At 72.9% G+C, this 17,476-nt stretch carries 16 protein-coding genes and 1 riboswitch; of the genes, 3 read left to right on the top strand and 13 right to left on the bottom strand.

What is annotated here, in order from left to right:
• The first annotated feature begins 134 nt into the window (after window positions 1-134).
• Window positions 135-389, top strand: coding sequence for a hypothetical protein (locus ACFVGS_RS19460; RefSeq protein WP_385693145.1), 255 nt, complete (start codon window positions 135-137; stop codon window positions 387-389).
• A 138-nt stretch (window positions 390-527) separates the two neighbouring features.
• Here ACFVGS_RS19460 and ACFVGS_RS19465 read toward each other — a convergent pair whose 3' ends face one another.
• The gene (locus ACFVGS_RS19465) at window positions 528-1,727 is read right to left on the bottom strand and encodes an MBL fold metallo-hydrolase (RefSeq protein ID WP_385693146.1); all 1,200 of its coding nucleotides are present in this window, start codon (window positions 1,725-1,727) and stop codon (window positions 528-530) included.
• A 100-nt stretch (window positions 1,728-1,827) separates the two neighbouring features.
• On the opposite strand from ACFVGS_RS19465, the gene ACFVGS_RS19470 reads away from it, so the two are divergent.
• Complete coding sequence (locus ACFVGS_RS19470; protein WP_385693147.1) at window positions 1,828-2,502, top strand: TetR/AcrR family transcriptional regulator; 675 nt, start codon at window positions 1,828-1,830, stop codon at window positions 2,500-2,502.
• 397 nt (window positions 2,503-2,899) lie between these two features.
• On the opposite strand, the gene ACFVGS_RS19475 is transcribed toward ACFVGS_RS19470, so the two are convergent.
• The 4 genes from ACFVGS_RS19475 to ACFVGS_RS19490 form a co-directional block, all read right to left on the bottom strand.
• Window positions 2,900-3,898, bottom strand: a complete 999-nt coding sequence (locus ACFVGS_RS19475; protein WP_385693148.1) for an SIMPL domain-containing protein — start codon at window positions 3,896-3,898, stop codon at window positions 2,900-2,902.
• 129 nt (window positions 3,899-4,027) lie between these two features.
• Window positions 4,028-5,188 (bottom strand): hypothetical protein, encoded by a 1,161-nt coding sequence (locus tag ACFVGS_RS19480; protein ID WP_385693149.1) that lies wholly within the window; start codon window positions 5,186-5,188, stop codon window positions 4,028-4,030.
• A gap of 217 nt (window positions 5,189-5,405) precedes the next feature.
• Entirely contained in the window at window positions 5,406-6,200 is a 795-nt protein-coding gene (locus ACFVGS_RS19485) for an SGNH/GDSL hydrolase family protein (protein WP_384410889.1), read from the bottom strand.
• A gap of 175 nt (window positions 6,201-6,375) precedes the next feature.
• Window positions 6,376-7,365 carry a peptidoglycan DD-metalloendopeptidase family protein gene (locus ACFVGS_RS19490; RefSeq protein ID WP_385693150.1) on the bottom strand — a complete coding sequence of 330 codons (990 nt, stop codon included), beginning with the start codon at window positions 7,363-7,365 and terminating at the stop codon, window positions 6,376-6,378.
• 4 nt (window positions 7,366-7,369) lie between these two features.
• Window positions 7,370-7,522: riboswitch (cyclic di-AMP (ydaO/yuaA leader) on the bottom strand.
• Between the two features lie 373 nt (window positions 7,523-7,895).
• Here ACFVGS_RS19490 and ACFVGS_RS19495 point away from each other — a divergent pair.
• The gene (locus tag ACFVGS_RS19495) at window positions 7,896-8,693 is read left to right on the top strand and encodes a tyrosine-protein phosphatase (RefSeq protein ID WP_385693151.1); all 798 of its coding nucleotides are present in this window, start codon (window positions 7,896-7,898) and stop codon (window positions 8,691-8,693) included.
• Between the two features lie 18 nt (window positions 8,694-8,711).
• On the opposite strand, the gene ACFVGS_RS19500 is transcribed toward ACFVGS_RS19495, so the two are convergent.
• The 8 genes from ACFVGS_RS19500 to hpnE form a co-directional block, all read right to left on the bottom strand.
• A complete protein-coding gene (locus ACFVGS_RS19500) occupies window positions 8,712-8,867 on the bottom strand; it encodes a DUF6126 family protein (RefSeq protein WP_384410880.1) in 156 nt (51 codons plus the stop codon).
• 18 nt (window positions 8,868-8,885) lie between these two features.
• Window positions 8,886-9,515 (bottom strand): helix-turn-helix domain-containing protein, encoded by a 630-nt coding sequence (locus tag ACFVGS_RS19505; RefSeq protein ID WP_385693152.1) that lies wholly within the window; start codon window positions 9,513-9,515, stop codon window positions 8,886-8,888.
• A 75-nt stretch (window positions 9,516-9,590) separates the two neighbouring features.
• The gene (locus ACFVGS_RS19510; protein WP_385693153.1) at window positions 9,591-10,991 is read right to left on the bottom strand and encodes an aspartate aminotransferase family protein; all 1,401 of its coding nucleotides are present in this window, start codon (window positions 10,989-10,991) and stop codon (window positions 9,591-9,593) included.
• Window positions 10,992-10,998: 7 nt separating this feature from the next.
• The gene (gene hpnH / locus ACFVGS_RS19515; protein ID WP_385693154.1) at window positions 10,999-12,021 is read right to left on the bottom strand and encodes an adenosyl-hopene transferase HpnH; all 1,023 of its coding nucleotides are present in this window, start codon (window positions 12,019-12,021) and stop codon (window positions 10,999-11,001) included.
• Between the two features lie 7 nt (window positions 12,022-12,028).
• Window positions 12,029-12,682 carry a 1-hydroxy-2-methyl-2-butenyl 4-diphosphate reductase gene (locus ACFVGS_RS19520; RefSeq protein ID WP_384410869.1) on the bottom strand — a complete coding sequence of 218 codons (654 nt, stop codon included), beginning with the start codon at window positions 12,680-12,682 and terminating at the stop codon, window positions 12,029-12,031.
• Window positions 12,682-14,667, bottom strand: coding sequence for a squalene--hopene cyclase (shc, locus tag ACFVGS_RS19525; protein ID WP_384410866.1), 1,986 nt, complete (start codon window positions 14,665-14,667; stop codon window positions 12,682-12,684). Before shc ends, ACFVGS_RS19520 begins: the two co-directional genes overlap by 1 nt.
• A gap of 119 nt (window positions 14,668-14,786) precedes the next feature.
• On the bottom strand, window positions 14,787-15,887 hold the full coding sequence (locus tag ACFVGS_RS19530) for a polyprenyl synthetase family protein (RefSeq protein WP_384410863.1): 1,101 nt from the start codon (window positions 15,885-15,887) through the stop codon (window positions 14,787-14,789).
• Window positions 15,884-17,311: a hydroxysqualene dehydroxylase HpnE gene (gene hpnE / locus ACFVGS_RS19535; RefSeq protein ID WP_385693155.1), complete on the bottom strand. Its 1,428-nt coding sequence runs from the start codon at window positions 17,309-17,311 to the stop codon at window positions 15,884-15,886. The genes ACFVGS_RS19530 and hpnE overlap by 4 nt, the downstream gene beginning before the upstream one ends.
• Window positions 17,312-17,476: the final 165 nt, after the last annotated feature.

The raw sequence follows: 17,476 nt of genomic DNA on the forward strand, positions 1-17,476 counted from the left end.
CAGTCGCCGGTTTGCACCGTCAAGACCCGGTCGGCCCGGTTATGCGGCCGCTCCTGCTGGACTCCCGAGGACGACTCCTGCTGGACTTCGCGCTCTGTTGTCATACACGCAAGGTCAGGGAGGCAGGTCTAGCCATGTTCGACCACGTCGCCGGGTTGCGGCCCGAGGAAGCGGCACGATGGACAGCGCTCGTCGAGCAATGCCGACCCGTCCTCGCGGGTGAAGGGATGGAAGCCGTTCAGGCCCTGCTCGCCGAACGCGGCATGAGCGTCATCCAGTCGATCGCGATCACTCGCGCGTTGCTCGGCCGGGAAGAGACGCCTCTGGCTGTCGCCGCCCACATCGTGACCATGAGTGCCTCTCGCACGGCCATCAGGGACGCCGACTGAACGTCACCTGTCGAGCAGTCGGGAGTTGATGAGGCACGCCGAGGCACGCCGTCCATCACGCGCGTCGCCCGATCGCGCTCCTCGCCCGGGAGACGAGTCGGGCAGGACCATGACCTGCCCGACTCGTCCTCACCGACGTCACCGATCGCCCGCGAGGTCAAGATCGCGTCGGGGAGCCTCGTCAGGGGCCTCCACCGGCTTCGGCCGGCGCCACGGATGAGCGAGCGGATGGGACAACCCCCGCCACCAGGCGTCCGAGGGCGGCTTCCCCGCGGGCTCGAACGGCTCGCCGGGACGCGGGAACGCCACTGCCTGGCCGGCCTCCTCCGCCTCGTACTTCGTCCACTCCCCCGGTTCCGCCCAGGCGTGCGGAGCCAGGTTGAAGGTGCCCCAGTGGATCGGCAGCAGTACGCCGTGCGGAGCGCCGCCCTGGAGGTCGAGGTGGGCGCGCAGCCCCTCGGCGGGGGTCATGTGGATGTCGGGCCAGTACTCCGAGTAGGCGCCGATCTGGATCATGGTGGCGTCGAACGGGCCGTGGGCGGCGCCGATGTCCTTGAAGCCGGAGAAGTAGCCCGTGTCGCCGCTGTGGTAGATCCGGTGGTCCGGGCCCTCGACGGCCCAGGAGGCCCAGAGGGTGTGCTGCTGGTTGCGCAGGCCGCGGCCGCAGAAGTGGCGGGCCGGGGTGGCGGTCAGCCGCAGATCGCCGACCTCGGTGGACTCCGTCCAGTCCAGTTCCCGCAGCCGCGAGGCGGACACGCCCCAGTGCTCCAGGTGGGCGCCGACGCCGAGCGGGACGGCGAAGAGGGTGTCGGTGGTCGCCAGTGCCTTGATCGTCGGCAGGTCGAGGTGGTCGTAGTGGTCGTGGGAGATCACCACGACGTCCACCGGGCCGAGCGCGGCCAGCGGCGCGGGCACGGGGTGCAGGCGCTTGGGGCCCACGAAGGCGAAGGGCGAGCAGCGGTCGCCCCAGACCGGGTCGAAGAGCACCCGGCGGCCGTCGATCTCGGCGAGGACGCTGGAGTGGCCCATCCAGGTGAGGCGCAGTCCGGTGGCCGCGGGCCTGGCCAGGTCGGCGACGGTGGTGGGGTGCACGGGAATCGTGCCCGTCGGCGCCCGGCGCGCCCGTGCCTCCTTCTCGAAGTAGACCTTGGCGAACTCGACGGTCGAGCCGGACGGCCGGTGCCTGGCCTGCTCGGGGTTCCGGAAGACCCCGTCGGCGAAGTTCGGGGAGCGGCGGATGCGCTCCAGTCGTGCTCCCGTCGGGTCGGCGCCGAAGGCCGCGGGGCGCAGGGCGCGCAGGCGTGCCCGCAGCGCGTGGTCGGAGCCGGTGCCGGTCACAGGGCCTCCTGATGTCGGGGGGTCCCTTCATTATGGGCGGCCCGCCGGGCAAGGCGCCGGGGCGATCATGTCTTTGTCATGTGCTGTGTAGGGTCGGGTCGTGGCGAGAGAGCGGTTGAGCGTGGCCGAGCGGCGGGAGGCCCTGCTGCGGGCGGCCGTGGCCCAGATCGAGGCCCGCGGTGTGGCGGCGCTGCGGATCTCCGACGTGGCCCAGGAGCTCGGAGTGAGCAACGCGCTGGTCCTGTACCACTTCGCGACCAAGGAGCAGCTGGTCTCGGCCGCCTTCGCGCGCGCGGCCGAGGAGGACCTGGCCCGACTGCGCGGCCTGTTGGGGCGCCGGACCTCGGCGGTGCGGCGACTGCGGGCGGCGGTCCGCTGGTACGCCCCGACCGGGCAGGCCAAGGGCTGGCGGCTGTGGATCGAGAGCTGGGCGGCCGCGCTGCGCGATCCGGCGCTGCGCGAGGTCGCCGGCTCCCTGGACCAGGCGTGGAAGACGGCCCTGGCCTCGGTGATCGCCGAGGGCGTGGAGGCCGGCGAGTTCCCCTGCCCCGACCCGGCCGCCGCGGCCTGGCGCCTCACCGCCTTCCTGGACGGCCTGGCCGTGCAGATGACCTCGTACGCCGGCTCGCTCTCCCGCACCACGATGCTGGCCTGGGCGGACGCGGCCCTCGCCCGGGAACTCGGCCTCCCCGCTACGGACCCGGCGACCGCGACGGACCCGGCGACCGCGACGGACCCGGCGAGCGCGACGGACCCGGCGCCGCCGACGGAGTGACGGCTTCCGCCGAGCTCGCCGGACCGCGCGTCCTGGGACCCTCGCCCAGGGCCCCCGCCCCCGGACCCCGCGCCCCAGGCCCCCGCCCCCGGGCCCCTCGCCCCGAGAACCCTGGCTCCGGGAGCCTCGCCCCCACAACCCCACGCCACTGCGACGCGGCAGCCCCCGCACCAGGCGGCCGGCGAGCCGTCGGCAGTCCCGCAACGGCCTGGACCCCTACGCCCCTGCCACCCGGCAGCCCCCGCGAGCCGGCGGACCCGCGCGGTCCCGCGAGCCGCCGGCAGAACCGCGCGGCCCTGCGGCCCTCGCGCCCCTGCCATCCCGGCAGCCCGTCTCCCCGCCACGGCGCTACGACCCGGGCAGGCCCGGCAGGCGTCCGGCGACGCCGGTGCCGGGCTCAGACCAGCTCGAACACGGCCGTGACCGTCACGTGCTCCTCGATCTCGCCCGGCGCGAGCGGTACGCCCTCGCCGCCGTCGGCGGGTGCGCTCGGGACGGCGCCGGGGCCGGGGCGGCTGCTCTCGCCCTCGGTGAGCGAGACCAGCCGGCCCAGCTTGTGGCCGCTCAGCCGGGCGTGCTGCGCGGCCTTGTCATGGGCGTCGCGGTAGGCGGCCTCGCGGGCCTTGGCGCGGAGCCTGGTGGGGTCGGCCACGTCGAAGACGACGCCGTTGATCCGGCCCGCGTCACCGGTGGCCTCGTTCACGGCGCCGATGATCTGGCCGGTCCGGTCGATGTCGCGGACCTTCACGGAGAAGGTCTGCCCGGCCTGGTAGCCCGTGACCTTGCTCTCGCCCTCCGGGGACTGGGTGTAGACCGGCGACAGGGAGAGGCTCTCGGTGCGGATGTCACGCTCGGCGATGCCCTGCACGTGCAGCGCTTCGACCAGCGCCTTCGCCGCCGCGCTCTGGGCGGCCAGGGCCTCCTTCGCGGTCTTGCGGGTCGCCTCGACACCGACCGAGAGCGCCGCGAGGTCGGGTGCCGCGGCGGCCCGTCCGCTGCCGCCGACCGTGACGGTGGTCGGCTGCGGAGCCCGTGCGGCGGCGGCCGCGGGCACGGTGGTGCCCGGCGCGGCGGCGAGGGCGGGAGCGGCGGCGCCGAGGAGGACTCCGCCGAACGCGGCACCGGCCACGGCGCCGACGGCGAGCGCGCGGAAGCGGCCGCCGGTCCGCCGGCCCGCGGACCGGCGGCCGGTCACGGCGTCGGCGCGCCTCCCGGTGTGCCCCTCGGGGCGGGCCTCCGGGCGGGCCCCCGGGCGGGCCTCGGGGCGGGCCTCCGGGCGGCCGGTCACGGCGTCGGTGCGCCGTCCGGGGTGCCCCTGGGAGCGGGCCTCCAGCAGGGCCTCGGGGCGGGCGTCGGGGAGGGCTCCGGGGTGGTGGTCGGGGTGACGAGGCGTCATGGGCGGTCCCTTCGGCGGTGGTTGCCGGTGGTCGTCCGGCGCGCACATCCCACCAGCCGCCGCCCGTCGAGCCGCCGCGCCACTCCTGGACGGTCCTCTCCTTCACCTCTCCGTACCAGGCCTCGGGCTTCAGCAGTCGAGCCTGAGCGGCGGGCGCCAGAGCCGGCCGTCGCCCGCGATGCCCGGTGCGGGCTTGTAGGCGAGCGGGACCAGATGGGTGGCGGCCGCGGCCTCGTTGCGGGTGCCGAGCCACAGGTCGATGATCTGCCACGGCTGCCCGTCGAGGACGGTCACGGTCCGCGGCTGTCCGCCGCAGCTGTTGCCGTTGAAGATGCGCCGCCCGAACGCGGGCGCGTTCCAGCCGAGGTTGTCGGGCGCGGCCCAGCCGGAGTAGAGCGAGGGCGCGGTGGCGTAGCCGATCGGGGTGCCGGTGCAGTAGCCGCAGGCGGGATCGGCGTAGGTGAGCACGTAGAGTCGCTGCACCGGGTCCCAGTAGCCTCCCGGCCCCTCGATCTTCTTGAGCCCGGCGACCTTGCGCACGCCGACGCCGGTGCCGCCGCTCCCCCACGCGTCGAGCTCCTCGATGTTGAGCTGTGCGCTGCCCGGGAGGGTGCAGACGATCGCGGGATGGCCGCCCGGGGTGCCGGAGTCGATGATGCCGAAGTCGCCGTTGCCCTTGCAGACGGAGAGCGTGGGCTTGCGGTAGAAGCCGTCGGTGACGGGTGCGGGCCCGCACGGTCCCGCGGCGGAGGCGCAGCCCATCGCGTTGTAGGCATGGGTCCCGTCGAGGGAGTAGTGCCGGGGGCTGTTGAACCAGAGGACGAAGGCCCCGTCGTCGCGGCCCCAGCCGGTGCGGCGGATCATCCGCGGGTTGAAGCAGCCCTGCCCGGAGGCGCCGCAGGTGTCCTGCCAGGAGTTGTCGGTCCAGGGGTCGACGGTCGTCGGGTCGAACAGCAGCCTGGGCGGGGTCCACGGCCCTTGCGGCCTGGACGCCGTGGAGACGCCGAAGCCGCACCAGGGCGTCGGCTTGACGTACCACTCGAAGCCGCAGCCGTACATCGAGCCGTACATGTAGTAGGTGTCGCCGAACCTGGCGATCTGGGCGTCGTGGAGGTCGAGGCCGGCGATGGTGAAGGAGGCGGGGGCCGCGGCACGCGGCGCGGAGGCGGTGTGCCCTCCGGCGGCCGTGCCGCCCCCCAGGCCCGTGTCCGCTCCGGCCGCCGGAGGGACCGTGGCGAACAGCGCGGCCGTGGCGAGCAGAAGAGCCGTGAGGATGCGACGGACGTACACGCATGATGATTACCAGACAAGTCATCACATTTTGGACCGGACACGCACACCGCGACCGTCAGCCCCGCCCCCCGGCCCGGCTCCTCGCCCGGCCGTCAGCCCCTCCCTGGCCCGCGCCCGCCCAGCAGAGGAGGCCGAGGGCCGGACTGCCGCCCTCGGCCTCCTCTACCGCGTGAACGCGCAAGCGCGTCCTCGACCCGAATCCCGGACCTGCCCGCTAGAGGGGCATGAGGTCAGGGCGCTTGGCCTCGACGTGGTCGCCGGAGCTCTCGCCGCGCAGCCGGCGCCCGATCCACGGCACCAGGTACTCCCTGGCCCAGTGGATGTCGTCCTTGCGGACCTCCAGGGTGCCGCGCGGCGGCTGCGGAGGCCACGGCTGCTCCGGGTCGGCCGGTACGCGCCTGCCGAGGACCTGGGCGGCGCGCAGCGCGACCCGGGTGTGGCCCTCGGGCGACAGGTGGAGCCGGTCCTCGTCCCAGGCGCGGCGGTCCTGGACGGACTTCAGCGACCACAGGTCGAGCACGGGGCAGCCGTACCGGTCGGCGATGGCCCGGACGTGCCCGTTGTACGTGGCGATCTTGCCCCTCAGGTGCTTGAGGAGGGGCACGTCGCGCGTGTCGAAGCCGGTGGTCACCATGACGGTGCCGACGGCGGAGGTGAGGTCGGCCACCGCGCGCTCGAAGCGCTCGGCGACGTCGTCCGGGTCGGTGCCGGGGCGGATGATGTCGTTTCCGCCCGCGCAGAAGGTCACGAGGTCCGGGGCGAGTTCCTTCGCCCGCGGGACCTGCTCCATGACGATCTGGTCGAGAAGGCGCCCCCGTACGGCGAGATTGGCGTACCGGAAGTCCTCGTGCTCCGGCAGTTCGTCGGCCAGCAGGACCGCGAACCGGTCCGCCCAGCCGACGAACGTCCCGTCGGGCCCGGGGTCTCCGACGCCCTCGGTGAAGCTGTCACCGATCGCCGCGTACGACCCGAATGCGTTCTTGTCTGTTGATCTCGAATCGTCTGCCACGGGAGCACATCTTTCCCCTCGGGTTGTGACCTACGCGACCGTAAGGAGGGGTTGACGGTGGGTGACATATGCCACCGATAAAGATTCCACCAAGCCGGAATACGCCGGAGGCCCGGCACGGGTGTGCCGGGCCTCCGGGGGCGCCGTCAGGTGACGCCAGGATGCTGACGTGAGGTCAGATGCCCACGCCGTGCTGGCGCAGGTAGGCCAGCGGGTCGATGTCGGAGCCGTAGCTCGGGCCGGTGCGGATCTCGAAGTGGAGGTGCGGGCCGGTGGAGTTGCCGGTCGAGCCGGACAGGCCGATCTGCTGGCCGCCGCTCACGGACTGGCCGGCGGAGACGGACAGCGAGGAGAGGTGGGCGTACTGGGAGTACGTGCCGTCCGCGTGCTGGATGACGACCTCGTTGCCGTAGGCGCCGCTCCAGCCGGCGGAGTAGACGGTGCCGGGGCCGACCGCGCGGACGGAGGTGCCGGAGGAGGCGATGAAGTCGACACCGGTGTGGTAGCCGGAGGACCACATCGAGCCGGAGGCCCGGTACGGGGTGGAGATGCCGCCGCCGACGGGGGCGACCCAGCCGGAGGAGCTGGCCGCACCGGCCGACGAGGAGCCGGCGGACGAGGACGACGAGGAGGAGGACGCCGAGTCCGAGGAAAAGACGGCGGCCGGGGCCGAGGCGCGCTCGCTGCCGCGGGAGGCGCGGGTGGGCGCGTCGTCGCCGTTCTTGGCGGAGCTCTTGGGGGCGGCGGCCTTCGGCGCGGCGGCCTTGGGAGCGGGCGTGGCCTTGGCGGTGTTCTTGGCGCCGAGGGTCAGCTTCATGCCGGGGAGGATCAGCGAGGGGTTGTCGCCGACGACCTGGCGGTTGTCGCGGTAGAGCTTCTGCCAGCCGCCGGCGAGGTGGTGCTCGGTGGCGATCTTCGACAGGTAGTCGCCGCGCACGACGGTGTACGTCTTCGCCTTGGCCGGGGCCTTGGCGGGGGTCGCGACGGCGGGGGCAGCGGCGGCGACGGCCTGCTGCGGGTGGGCGGGGGCGGCCTGCTCGGCGGCGTGCGCGCCGGTGGCGCCGATCAGCGGGAGGGCGACGACGGCGCCTCCGGTGCCGGCGGCCACGAACCCGCGGGTGATCGGGTTGGCCTTGGGGCGGCGGTGCTTACCCTTCGCGGGCATGGCGAATTCCTCTCCGTCGCCTGCGAGGTGAGCTGTCGGGTTCGGACTGGAGATGTCCGGCCGCGTGGTCGCGCGGCTTCACCCCGAGCCGTCCTTTCGAGGGATCGGCGTCTTACCTGGGTCCCCCGCTCCTGCCGTGTACGGGTGGGTGCGGATTCCGGTCGGCGGCAGGATTAGGCGGTCCGTCCGGAGTGAGCGCGACGCTAGACGAGCGGAGACGACAGGAACAAGCCATAGGTTCCACGGATTCGTCTGCCGCGTGAATTCCGGCCGGAATTCCGGTCACCCTCCGTCGATGACGCCCCCTCGATTTCCCTTTGCCCAAGGGAATTTGAAAAAGTCGATCAGCCACGGTCCGTCACGTGTATGACGCTCCTCACGCCCCGGAGCCCATCTCCCCTGCAACCAGGGCGCCTTATGTCCAATCAGTCAATTCGGACAGATCACGCATTCCATCCCGATGGGGTGTGTGCGGAGCGTTCCAGCCATGATGATTGCCCCAGGAACCGATCTCGAGAGCAGGAGCAACCGTGACGCAAGCGACGACCGAGCCCGAGCTCACCGGCGTACGCAACTTCCGCGACCTGGGCGGACTGCCGACCGTGGACGGCCTGTCCGTGCGCCCCGGGCGGCTCTTCCGCAGCGGCCACCTGGCGCACGCCACGACCGAGGACGCGGAGTTCCTCGCCACCCTGGACCTCCACACCGTCTTCGACTTCCGCAACGAGGCCGACCGCAGCATCGAGGGCCCGGACGTCGACCTCCCCGGCGTGCGGAACGTGAACATACCCCTGAGCGACCCCGCCGACGGCAAGGAGTTCTGGAAGCTGGTCCGCAACGGGGACGTGGTCCAGCTCCGCGAGCTGCTCGGCGACGGCAGGGCCGCCGCCCGGATGTCCGATTCATACCGGAAGATGGTCGTCGGGAAGACCGCCGAGCACAGCCGGATCCTGCACGCGATGGCCGAGGACAGCGTCCCCGCCCTGATGCACTGCGCGGCCGGCAAGGACCGGGCCGGGCTGGCGATCGCGATCTCGCTGCTCGCGGTCGGCGTGGAGCGCGAGGCGATCGAGGAGGACTACCTGAAGTCCAACGCCCCGCACCGCCGCTACAAGGTACAGCGCAGCTCCACCGCTCCGGACGCGATGTCGCCCGAGGTGATGGAGCTGCTGAGCCCGCTCTTCGACGCGCGGGTGGAGTATCTGCGGGCCGCCTTCGACGCCATCGAGGAGACCTGGGGCTCCGTCGACACCTATCTGGCGGAGGGCCTGAGGCTCGCCCCGGAGACCCGCGAGCGGCTGCGCGAGCGGCTGCTCGCGGGCGCGTAGCCCCCTGAGGAGGTTCCCCTACTGGTTCTGCGCGCCCAGGGCGAACAGCAGGTAGAGGAACGCGGCGAAGAGGTGGCCGGCGACCAGGTAGGCGAAGAGCCGGAGCACCAGACCCTTGGGGAACTTGCCGCCACCGCGCTCCTCGCCGGTGACCGGTACGGATTTGTCGGACATGTCGATCCTCTCTGAGGGTCAGCGGCGGTGCGGAGTGCCGTCGCCGAGGCACAGCTCGGCGGCGGGGCTCTGCATCAGCGTGTGGACGAACAGCAGCTCGGCGCCGCCGCGGGTGGCGGCGCCGATGCGGTGCGGGGTGAGCGAGTCGAAGTGCGCGCTGTCCCCCGGGTCGAGGACGTGCACGGCGTCGCCGAGCGCGAGCCTGACCCGGCCGTCGAGGACGTGGATCCACTCCTCGCCGGGGTGGACACGCACGATGTCGGCGCTGGTGGCGTACGGCACGTGGACGCGCAGCGCCTGCATGGCGCGGCCCGCGCCTCCGGCGGGGCGGTAGATCCAGCCGTCGGCCTCGACGGCCTCGGCCTTCCCGCCCCGGATCACCGGGTCGCGTTCGGGCGGGACCTCGCCGAGGAGCTCGGAGACCGTCGTACCGTAGATGCGGGCGAGCGCGAGCAGCATGGGCAGCGAGGGCTGCCTGTTGCCCGTCTCCAGGCGCGAGAGGTGCGCCGGGGAGAGGCCGGCCCGCTGGGCGGCGGCCTCCAGGGTGAGCCCGCGCCGGCGGCGCAGTCCGCGCAGCTGGGGGGCGACGTCCGGCAGGACGTCGGAGGAGGCGGGGGCCGGGAGCGGCGTCCCGGGGACGTGGTCCATGCCTCCATTCCGCCAGGATCTTTCCTCTGGGGCAACTTTCTTGCCCCAGAGGCAAAGACCCTGGGCCGGTTCCGGTCAGCGCTGGGCGACCGCCTGCTTGACCAGCGTCTTCCCGAAGTCCCACATCAGTCCGCCGCCGCCGTGCGCGTCGTCCATCACGGCCGTGAAGGCGGTCACGAAGCGGTCGACGTCCGCCTCGTCGACGACCAGCGGCGGGATCAGCTTGATCACCTCCAGATGGTCCCCGGACACCTGCGTCAGGATGTGGTGCCGCTGCAGCAGCGGCACCACGACCATCTGGGCGAAGAGCCCCTTGCGGGCCGCCTGGAGCATCGTCCAGCGGCTGCGCAGGCCCAGCGAGGACGGCCGGCCGAACTCGATGCCGATCATCAGGCCCCGGCCGCGGATCTCCTTGAGGAGCTCGTAGCGCGGTACGAGCTCGCGCAGCCGGGTCGCGAGCAGGTCGCCGACCCGGCGGACGTGCGCCACCGTGCCCTCGGACTCCATCACCGAGAGCACCGCGAGCCCGGCCGCCATGGCCTGCGCGTTGGATCCGAAACTCGCCGAGTGGACCAGGACCCGGTCCATCGACGAATAGACCTTCTTGAAGATCCAGTCCTTGCCGAGGGTGGCGCCGACCGGCACGTAGCCGCCGGAGAGCGCCTTGGCGACGCAGACCAGGTCGGGCTCGACGCCGTCCTCGTGCTGGTAGGCGTAGAAGTCGCCGGTCCTGCCGAGGCCCGTCTGCACCTCGTCCGCGATCAGCAGGGCCCCGTGCCGGTGCAGGAGCTCCTGGGCGGCCCGCAGGAAGCCCGGCGGGGCCTCGTGGACGCCCTTGCCCTGGATCGGCTCGACGACGAAGCCGGCCACGTCGCCCTTGCGCAGCTCCCGCTCCAGGGCGTCGAGGTCGCCGAGCTCGATCGCCGTGTCGGGAAGGAGCGGGCCGAAGCCGTCCCGGAAGCCGCTCTCTCCGTTGACGGACAGCGAGCCCGTGGTCAGGCCGTGGAAGGCGTGGGAGCAGTAGACGATCCTCGCCCGGCCCGTGGCGTACCGGGCGAACTTGAGCGCGGTCTCGACGGCCTCCGTGCCGCTGTTGCCGAAGAAGACCCGGTCGAGGTGCGGGCTGTGTGCGAGGAGCTTCTCGGCGAGGAGTCCGGGCAGCGGCTGGCAGTCGAAGCGGGTGAGGTCGGCGAGCTGGGCGTCGAGGACGTCGTGCAGGGCCTGCCGGACGACGGGGTGGTGCCGGCCGAGGCCCATGACGCCGAAGCCGGCGAGCATGTCGAGGTGGTCGTTGCCGTCGGCGTCCCAGAAGTGGGCGCCCTCGGCCCGCACGTAGACCCTGTCGAAGCCGATGGTGTGGAGCATCCGCGGGAGCTGGTGGTTGAGGTGGCGGGCGTGCAGCTCGTAGCGCTCGCCGCCGCGCTCGGCGAGCAGTGCCCGCAGGTCGAAAGTGCCGGTGCCGGAGCCGTCCGTCATGACCGGCTCACCCGTTGTTCCCGGAGACGGTCTCGCGGACCGCGCGCAGCGACTCCTTGAGCGAACCCATGGTGGCGAGGACGGCGGTGGGCTCGTAGCCGCAGTGCGCCATGCAGTTGGCGCAGCGTGGGTCCTTGCCGCGGCCGTACTTGTCCCAGTCCGTCTCCTCGATGAGCTCGCGGTACGTGGGGACGTAGCCGTCACTCATCAGATAGCAGGGGCGCTGCCACCCGAAGAGCGAGTAGTTGGGGATCGCCCACGCGGTGCACGGGAAATCGGCCTTGCCTTCGAGGAAGTCCAGGAAGAGCGGCGAGTGGTTGAGCCGCCAACGCCGCCGGTTTCCGCCTGCGAACGCCTTCCTGAAGAGCTCCCTGGTCTGTTCCACGCCGAGGAAGTGCTCCTGGTCGGGGGCCTTCTCGTAGGCGTAGGCGGGCGAGATCATCATTTCGTCGACCTTGAGGTCGTCGTTGAGGAAGTTGAGCACCTCGATGACCGTCTGCGGGGTGTCGGTGTTGAAGAAGGTCGAATTGGTGGTGACCCGGAAGCCGCGCCGCTTGGCCTCCTTGATCGCCGCCACCGCCTCGTCGAACACGCCCTCCTTCGCGACCGATTCGTCGTGCCGCTCACGCAGCCCGTCGATGTGCACGGCGAAGGCGAAATAGGGCGAGGGCGTGAAGTCGTCCAGCTTCTTGCGCAGCAGCATGGCGTTGGTGCAGAGGAAGAGGTACTTGCGCTTGGCCACCAGCTGCCGCACGATCTCGTCGATCTGAGGGTGCATCAACGGTTCGCCACCGGCGATCGAGACCATCGGCGCCCCGGACTCCAGGACCGCGCCGACGGCCTGGGCGACCGGCATCCGCTGCTTGAGGACGCCGGCCGGGTGCTGGATCTTGCCGCAGCCCTCGCACTTGAGGTTGCAGGCGAACAAGGGCTCGAGCTCGACGATCAGCGGGAACTTGTCCCGCTTGCGGAGCTTCTGTTCGAAGAGGTAGGTCCCGACCCGGACGGACTGACGGAGCGGCATGGCCATAACTCGCTCACCTCCTGGGGAGCAGCAAAGAACGGTGCCATTCGGAGAATGCGGGAAGGACCGCACGAAGAACACGGAAGGCCGATATTCCCCCGCGCACCGTGCCGATCCGGACCAGTTCATGTTCTGGAGCGTCCACGACCACCCGTACGGCCGCAACCGGGCGCGGTCCGGCGGCCACCGCGGTGCTCAGCGTGGCGGCGGACTCCATGTCGACGGCGATCGCCCCGCCGGCGAGCAGCGCCGCCCGCTCGGGGCCGCGGACCACGTGGTCGGAGCCGGTCAGCGGGCCGGTGTGGACGGTGCGCCCGGGCAGCGCCCGGACGAGCGCCTTCACCAGGAGCCCGGTGCCGACGCAGGGGATGGTGCCGTCGGGGCCGCGGGTCTCCTCGGCGACGATCAGGTCGCCGGGGTGCATCCCGGGCGCGAGGCCCGCGCAGAACCCGGAGGCGATGACGGCGGCGTCCTGCCAGGGCTCGCGGCCGAGGGCGCGGGAGACCGCCTGGCGCGCGTGCGCCGGGCCCATCCCGGTCCGCACCACGGTCACGGGCGCGGGCGCCCCGCCTCGGTCGCCGCTGCGCAGCGCCAGCTTCTCGATGCCGAGCGCGCAGGCGACGAGCAGCGGCGGTACGGCGGCCCCGGCGGCCGGCTCCTTGTCCATCAGCGGCCCTCCCGGCCGGGCGGGACGGGCTCCCCGTTCACGTAGCGGCCGAGCGCGGTGAGCGGGAAGACCTGGCGGTAGAGGTGGTAGTTGATGGAGAAGTCCCAGGGGAAGCCGGTGCCCGTGAAGTACGGCTCGTCCCAGGAGCCGTCCTCCCGTTGCGTCCGCACCAGCCAGGCGACGCCGCGCCGGACCGCCTCGGAGTCCCGCTCGCCGGCGGCGAGCAGCGCGATCAGCGCCCAGGCGGTCTGGGAGGCGGTGGAGGCGCCGTGGCCGATCCACTGCGGCTCCGTGTAGGAGCGCAGGTCCTCGCCCCAGCCGCCGTCCTCGTTCTGCACGGACTCCAGCCAGCCGACGGCCCGCCGGATCGCCGGGTGGCTGCGGGGGATCCCGGCGGCGGTGAGGGCGGGGACCACGGACCCGGTGCCGTAGACGTAGTTGACGCCCCAGCGGCCGAACCAGGCACCGCTGGGCTCCTGTGCCGCGAGCAGCCAGTCGACGCCCCGGCGGGTGCGCGGGTGGTCGGCCCGGCCCTCGTGGGCGAGCATCTCCACGACGTGGGCGGTGACGTCGGCGGAGGGCGGGTCGATGACCTCGCCGAAGTCGCAGAACGGCAGCCGGTTGGGGAAGGGGCTGGTGTTGTCGGCGTCGAAGGCGCCCCAGGCGCCGTTCTTCGACTGCATGCCGACGGTCCAGCGGCCGCCGCGGGCGACGGCCGCGTCCACCCGTGCCGGGTCGGGGTGCCTGACCCGGCGGAGGGCGAGGATCACCTCGGCGGTGTCGTCGATGTCGGGGTAGTTGTCGTTGTGGAACTCGAACGCCCATCCGCCCGGCGGGAGTTGGGGCCTGCGTACGGCCCAGTCGCCCTTGCGGACGATCTCCTCGCCGAGCATCCAGTCGGCGGCCTTGACGAGTGCCGGGTGGTCGGGCCGTACGCCTGCGTCGGCGAGCGCGATGGTGGCGAGGCAGGTGTCCCAGACCGGGGACTGGCAGGCCTCGATCATGCGGGCGCCGTCCTCGCGCCACACGGCGAAGCGGTCGAGGGACTCCAGACCGGCCCGCATCACGGGGTGCCGGAGGTCGTAGCCGAGGAGGTGGAGGGCGATGACCGAGTAGACGGCGGGCGGCTGGATGCCGCCCCAGCAGCCGTCGTTCTCCTGCCGCTCGACGATCCAGCGGGCGGCGACGTTCATGGCGGCCTTGCGGAGCCGGCGCGGCGCGACCTTGCGGTAGAGGTGCAGCCCCTTGTCGACGCGCTGGAAGAAGCCGTCCCAACTGGCCGCGGGGGCCAGGGGCTTGCCCGGGTTCGGGCGGGCCGGGTCGGTGTGCAGCTCGTCCAGCGCGAAGGGGGCCGGGCGCACCGGCCGTTTGGCGGAGACGACGGTGAGCGGCACGATCGTCTGCCGGGCCCAGCAGCCGAAGTCGTAGATGTTGAGCGGGAACCAGCTGGGCAGGAACACCAGCTCGGGCGGCAGCTCGGGCAGGTCCTCCCAGCGCCACCAGCCGAACAGGGCGAGCCAGATCCGGGTGAAGACGCGGGCCTCGGCGATGCCGCCCCGGGCGCGGATCCAGGCGGAGGCGCGGGCCATGTGCGGGGCGTCGGGTGCGTCTCCGGCGAGCCGCAGGGCGACGTAGGCCTCGATGGTGGCGGAGAGGTCGCCGGGCCCTCCGTAGAAGGTGACCCAGGCGCCGTCCTCGCGCTGTTCGCCGCGGATGAAGAGGGCGGCGGCGCGGGTGGTCTCGGGGTCGAGGATTCCCAGGAACTGCCGGAGCAGCAGGTCCTCGGCGTCCATGGTGACGTTGGTCTCCAGGTCGCCCTTCCACCAGCCCTCGGCGTCCTGCCGGCCGAGGAGGTGGTCGACGGATCGTTCCGCCGCTTTGGCGGCGGCCTCGTCGAGGTCCCCTGGAGTGATGGTGGTCGTTTCGCTGGCCGCGGCTGCCCGGGGACCCACGGCCCCGGCGCTCCCGTCGGTCGTCGCTGTCATGGCTTCCCCTTCGTGCAGGCGGTGTACTTCTGCGTACGTTCTGCTTCTTCGGGTCTGCCGTCGTCCGGTGCCGGGCGGCACCGGACGGCGACTGCGAACTCATATCAGAGCGATGGTGATCATCTCTTCCGTACGACGACGAAATCGGCCAGCGCCGTGAGCTGTTCCCGGACATGGGCCGGGAGGTCCACGTCGTGCAGGGCACGGATGGCGATGGCGTGCTGACGGCGGGCCTCCTGGGAGGTCCACTCCCGGCCGCCGGCCTCCTCGATGAGGGCGGCGCGGGTGGCGAACTCCTCCTCCGAGAAGGAGTCGAAGTCGGTGCTCTTCGCGTCGGCGGCGAGCAGCCTGCCGAGTCGCTCGGAGGCCGGGCCGCCGGCCGCGAGGGCGGCGACGACCGGCAGGGACTTCTTGCGCTGGCGCAGGTCGGACCAGGTCTGCTTGCCGGTGGCCTCGGGGTCGCCCCAGATGCCGAGGAGGTCGTCGACGGCCTGGAACGCGAGGCCCAGGTGGTAGCCGTACTCCTCCAGCTTGTCGGCGGTGCGGTCGTCGGCGCCGCCGAGCACGGCGCCGATGGAGACGGCGCAGGCGAGGAGGGCGCCGGTCTTGTTGCCCTCCATCTCCAGGCACTCCTCGACGGTGACCCGCTCGCGGTGCTCGTAGCTGATGTCCTGGGCCTGCCCGTCGATGAGCTTGCGGGTGGCCGTGGTCAGCCGGCGGGTGGCCCGGCCGGCCTCGACGGTGCCGAGCTCGAGGAGCAGCTCGTTGGCGAGGGCGAACAGGGCGTCGCCGACCAGGATGGCCTGGGCGGGGCCGTGCACCTTCCACACGGTGTCGCGGTGGCGGCGCTGCTCGTCGCCGTCCATCAGGTCGTCGTGGAGCAGCGAGAAGTTGTGCACGAGCTCCACGGCGACGGCGCCGGGGATGCCGACCTCGGGCGCGGCGCCCGCCGCCTCGGCGGAGATCAGGGCGAGCGCGGGCCGGACGGCCTTGCCGCTGTCGCCCTCGGTCGGGTTGCCCTGGGCGTCGATCCAGCCGAAGTGGTAGGCGGCCACGGTGTCCATGGGCGGCGCGAGGCGGTCGACGGCCGCCCGCATGACGGGCGTGGACAGGGCGCGGCCCCGCTCCAGCAGTGCGGCGACGTCCGCGGTGTCGACGGCCGGATTCCCCGGGGGCGCAGTCGGCACGGTCTCTCCTCTAGTTCCGGTACTCACACTCATGCCGCCTCCTGTAGCGGATGGTCGTAGCGGCGGCCGAGGGCGGAGAGTGCGGCGCCCGCGGCGCTGAAGCCGCTGCGGACGGCACCCTCCATGGTCGCGGGCCAGCCGGTGGCGGTCCATGCGCCGGCCAGGTACAGGCCGGGCGCGTGGGTGCGGGCGCCGGGGCGGAGCCGGCCGACGCCAGGGGTCGGGGCGAACGTGGCGGTCCGCTCGCGGGTGACGAAGAAGTCCCGGATCCCGGCGCCCCGGGCGGCGGGCAGCAGCCGCTCGAGCTCCGGGAGGTAGCGCTCGCGGAGCGCGGCGACGGGCTCGTCGATCTCGTCCTGGGCGGCGGACTGGGAGACGGCGAGGTACTGGCCGCCGCCCGTCAGGCCGGAGGAGTCGGTGCGGTCGAAGACCCACTGCACCGGTGAACCGAGCGCGGCGAAGAAGGGCTGCCGCAGCACCTTGCGGTCGTAGACGACGTGCAGGTTGAGGATGGGGGCGGTGCCGATGTCGAGGAGGCGGTCGGGATCGTCGAGGGCGCCGTCGGGCAGGAGCCCGCGGGCCTCGCGCTGCGGCACGGCGAGGACGACGGCGTCGGCCTCCAGGGTCTCCCCCGGCACCCGCACGGTCCAGCGCCCGTCGTCGCCGCGGGTGATCCGCTCGGCCTTGGTGCGCAGCTCGGTGCGGACACCGAGCGCGTCCAGGGCCTTGCGGGCGCGGGTGTCGTGGAGTTCGCCGAGCGGCACGTGCGCCCAGCCGATGTCGGCGGCACCGGGCTCGGAGAGCAGCCCGGTCTTGAAGACCATCGCGGCCAGGCCCATGGAGGCGTGCGGGGCGACGGCGTTGAGGGTGGCGACCCCGACCAGGTCCCACAGGGCCTCGACGGCCCGCGCGGACTGGCCGTGGCGGCCGAGCCAGGTCGCGAAGTCGATGCCGTCGAGGGCCGGGTCGGCGGGGTCGAGCTTCTTCAGGGCGAGGGCGGCACGACCGACGCTCGCCCGCTCGGCGAGCGAGAGGTGCGGATAGGTCGCCAGGCTCGCGGCGAGGTGCAGCGGTACGGGCAGGGCGGTGCGCCGCAGCCGCCCGAGCCGCGGTCCGCGGGGGTGCCCGACGTCGAGCACGGGCACGTCGAGCCGCGGCTGTACGGGCGCGAGGCGGGTGCCGTCGATCCGGTCGAGGAACCACCGGTAGGCGGTGCAGCACCGCAGATAGACGTGCTGCCCGTTGTCGACCGTCAGATCGCCGCGCCGGAACGAGAACGCGAGCCCGCCGAGCCGCGGCCGCCCTTCGAGCAGCGTGACGCGCACCCCGCTCTCGGCGAGCTGCAGCGCGCAGGTGACACCGGCGAGCCCGCCGCCGACGACGACGGCGTGCGCGGGTGACCCACCGTGGCCGGTCGCGGGCCCGCGACGCGCCACCCGGATGTCGTCGGCGGTCATACGGCCTCCCCTCGGAACGCCACGATCAGGGACGCGCGACCGGCACCCCGGGTTGTCCCGATCCGCCGGCCCGCGGCCGACGACGGGGAGGGGTGCGGGGCCGGAGCGGGGGCGGGGGTGTCCGGACGTTTCGGACTCCTCCACGAGCGAAGCGAAGGGGAGGTG

It is taken from the genome of Streptomyces sp. NPDC127114 (assembly GCF_042677525.1).
Taxonomy (GTDB): domain Bacteria; phylum Actinomycetota; class Actinomycetes; order Streptomycetales; family Streptomycetaceae; genus Streptomyces.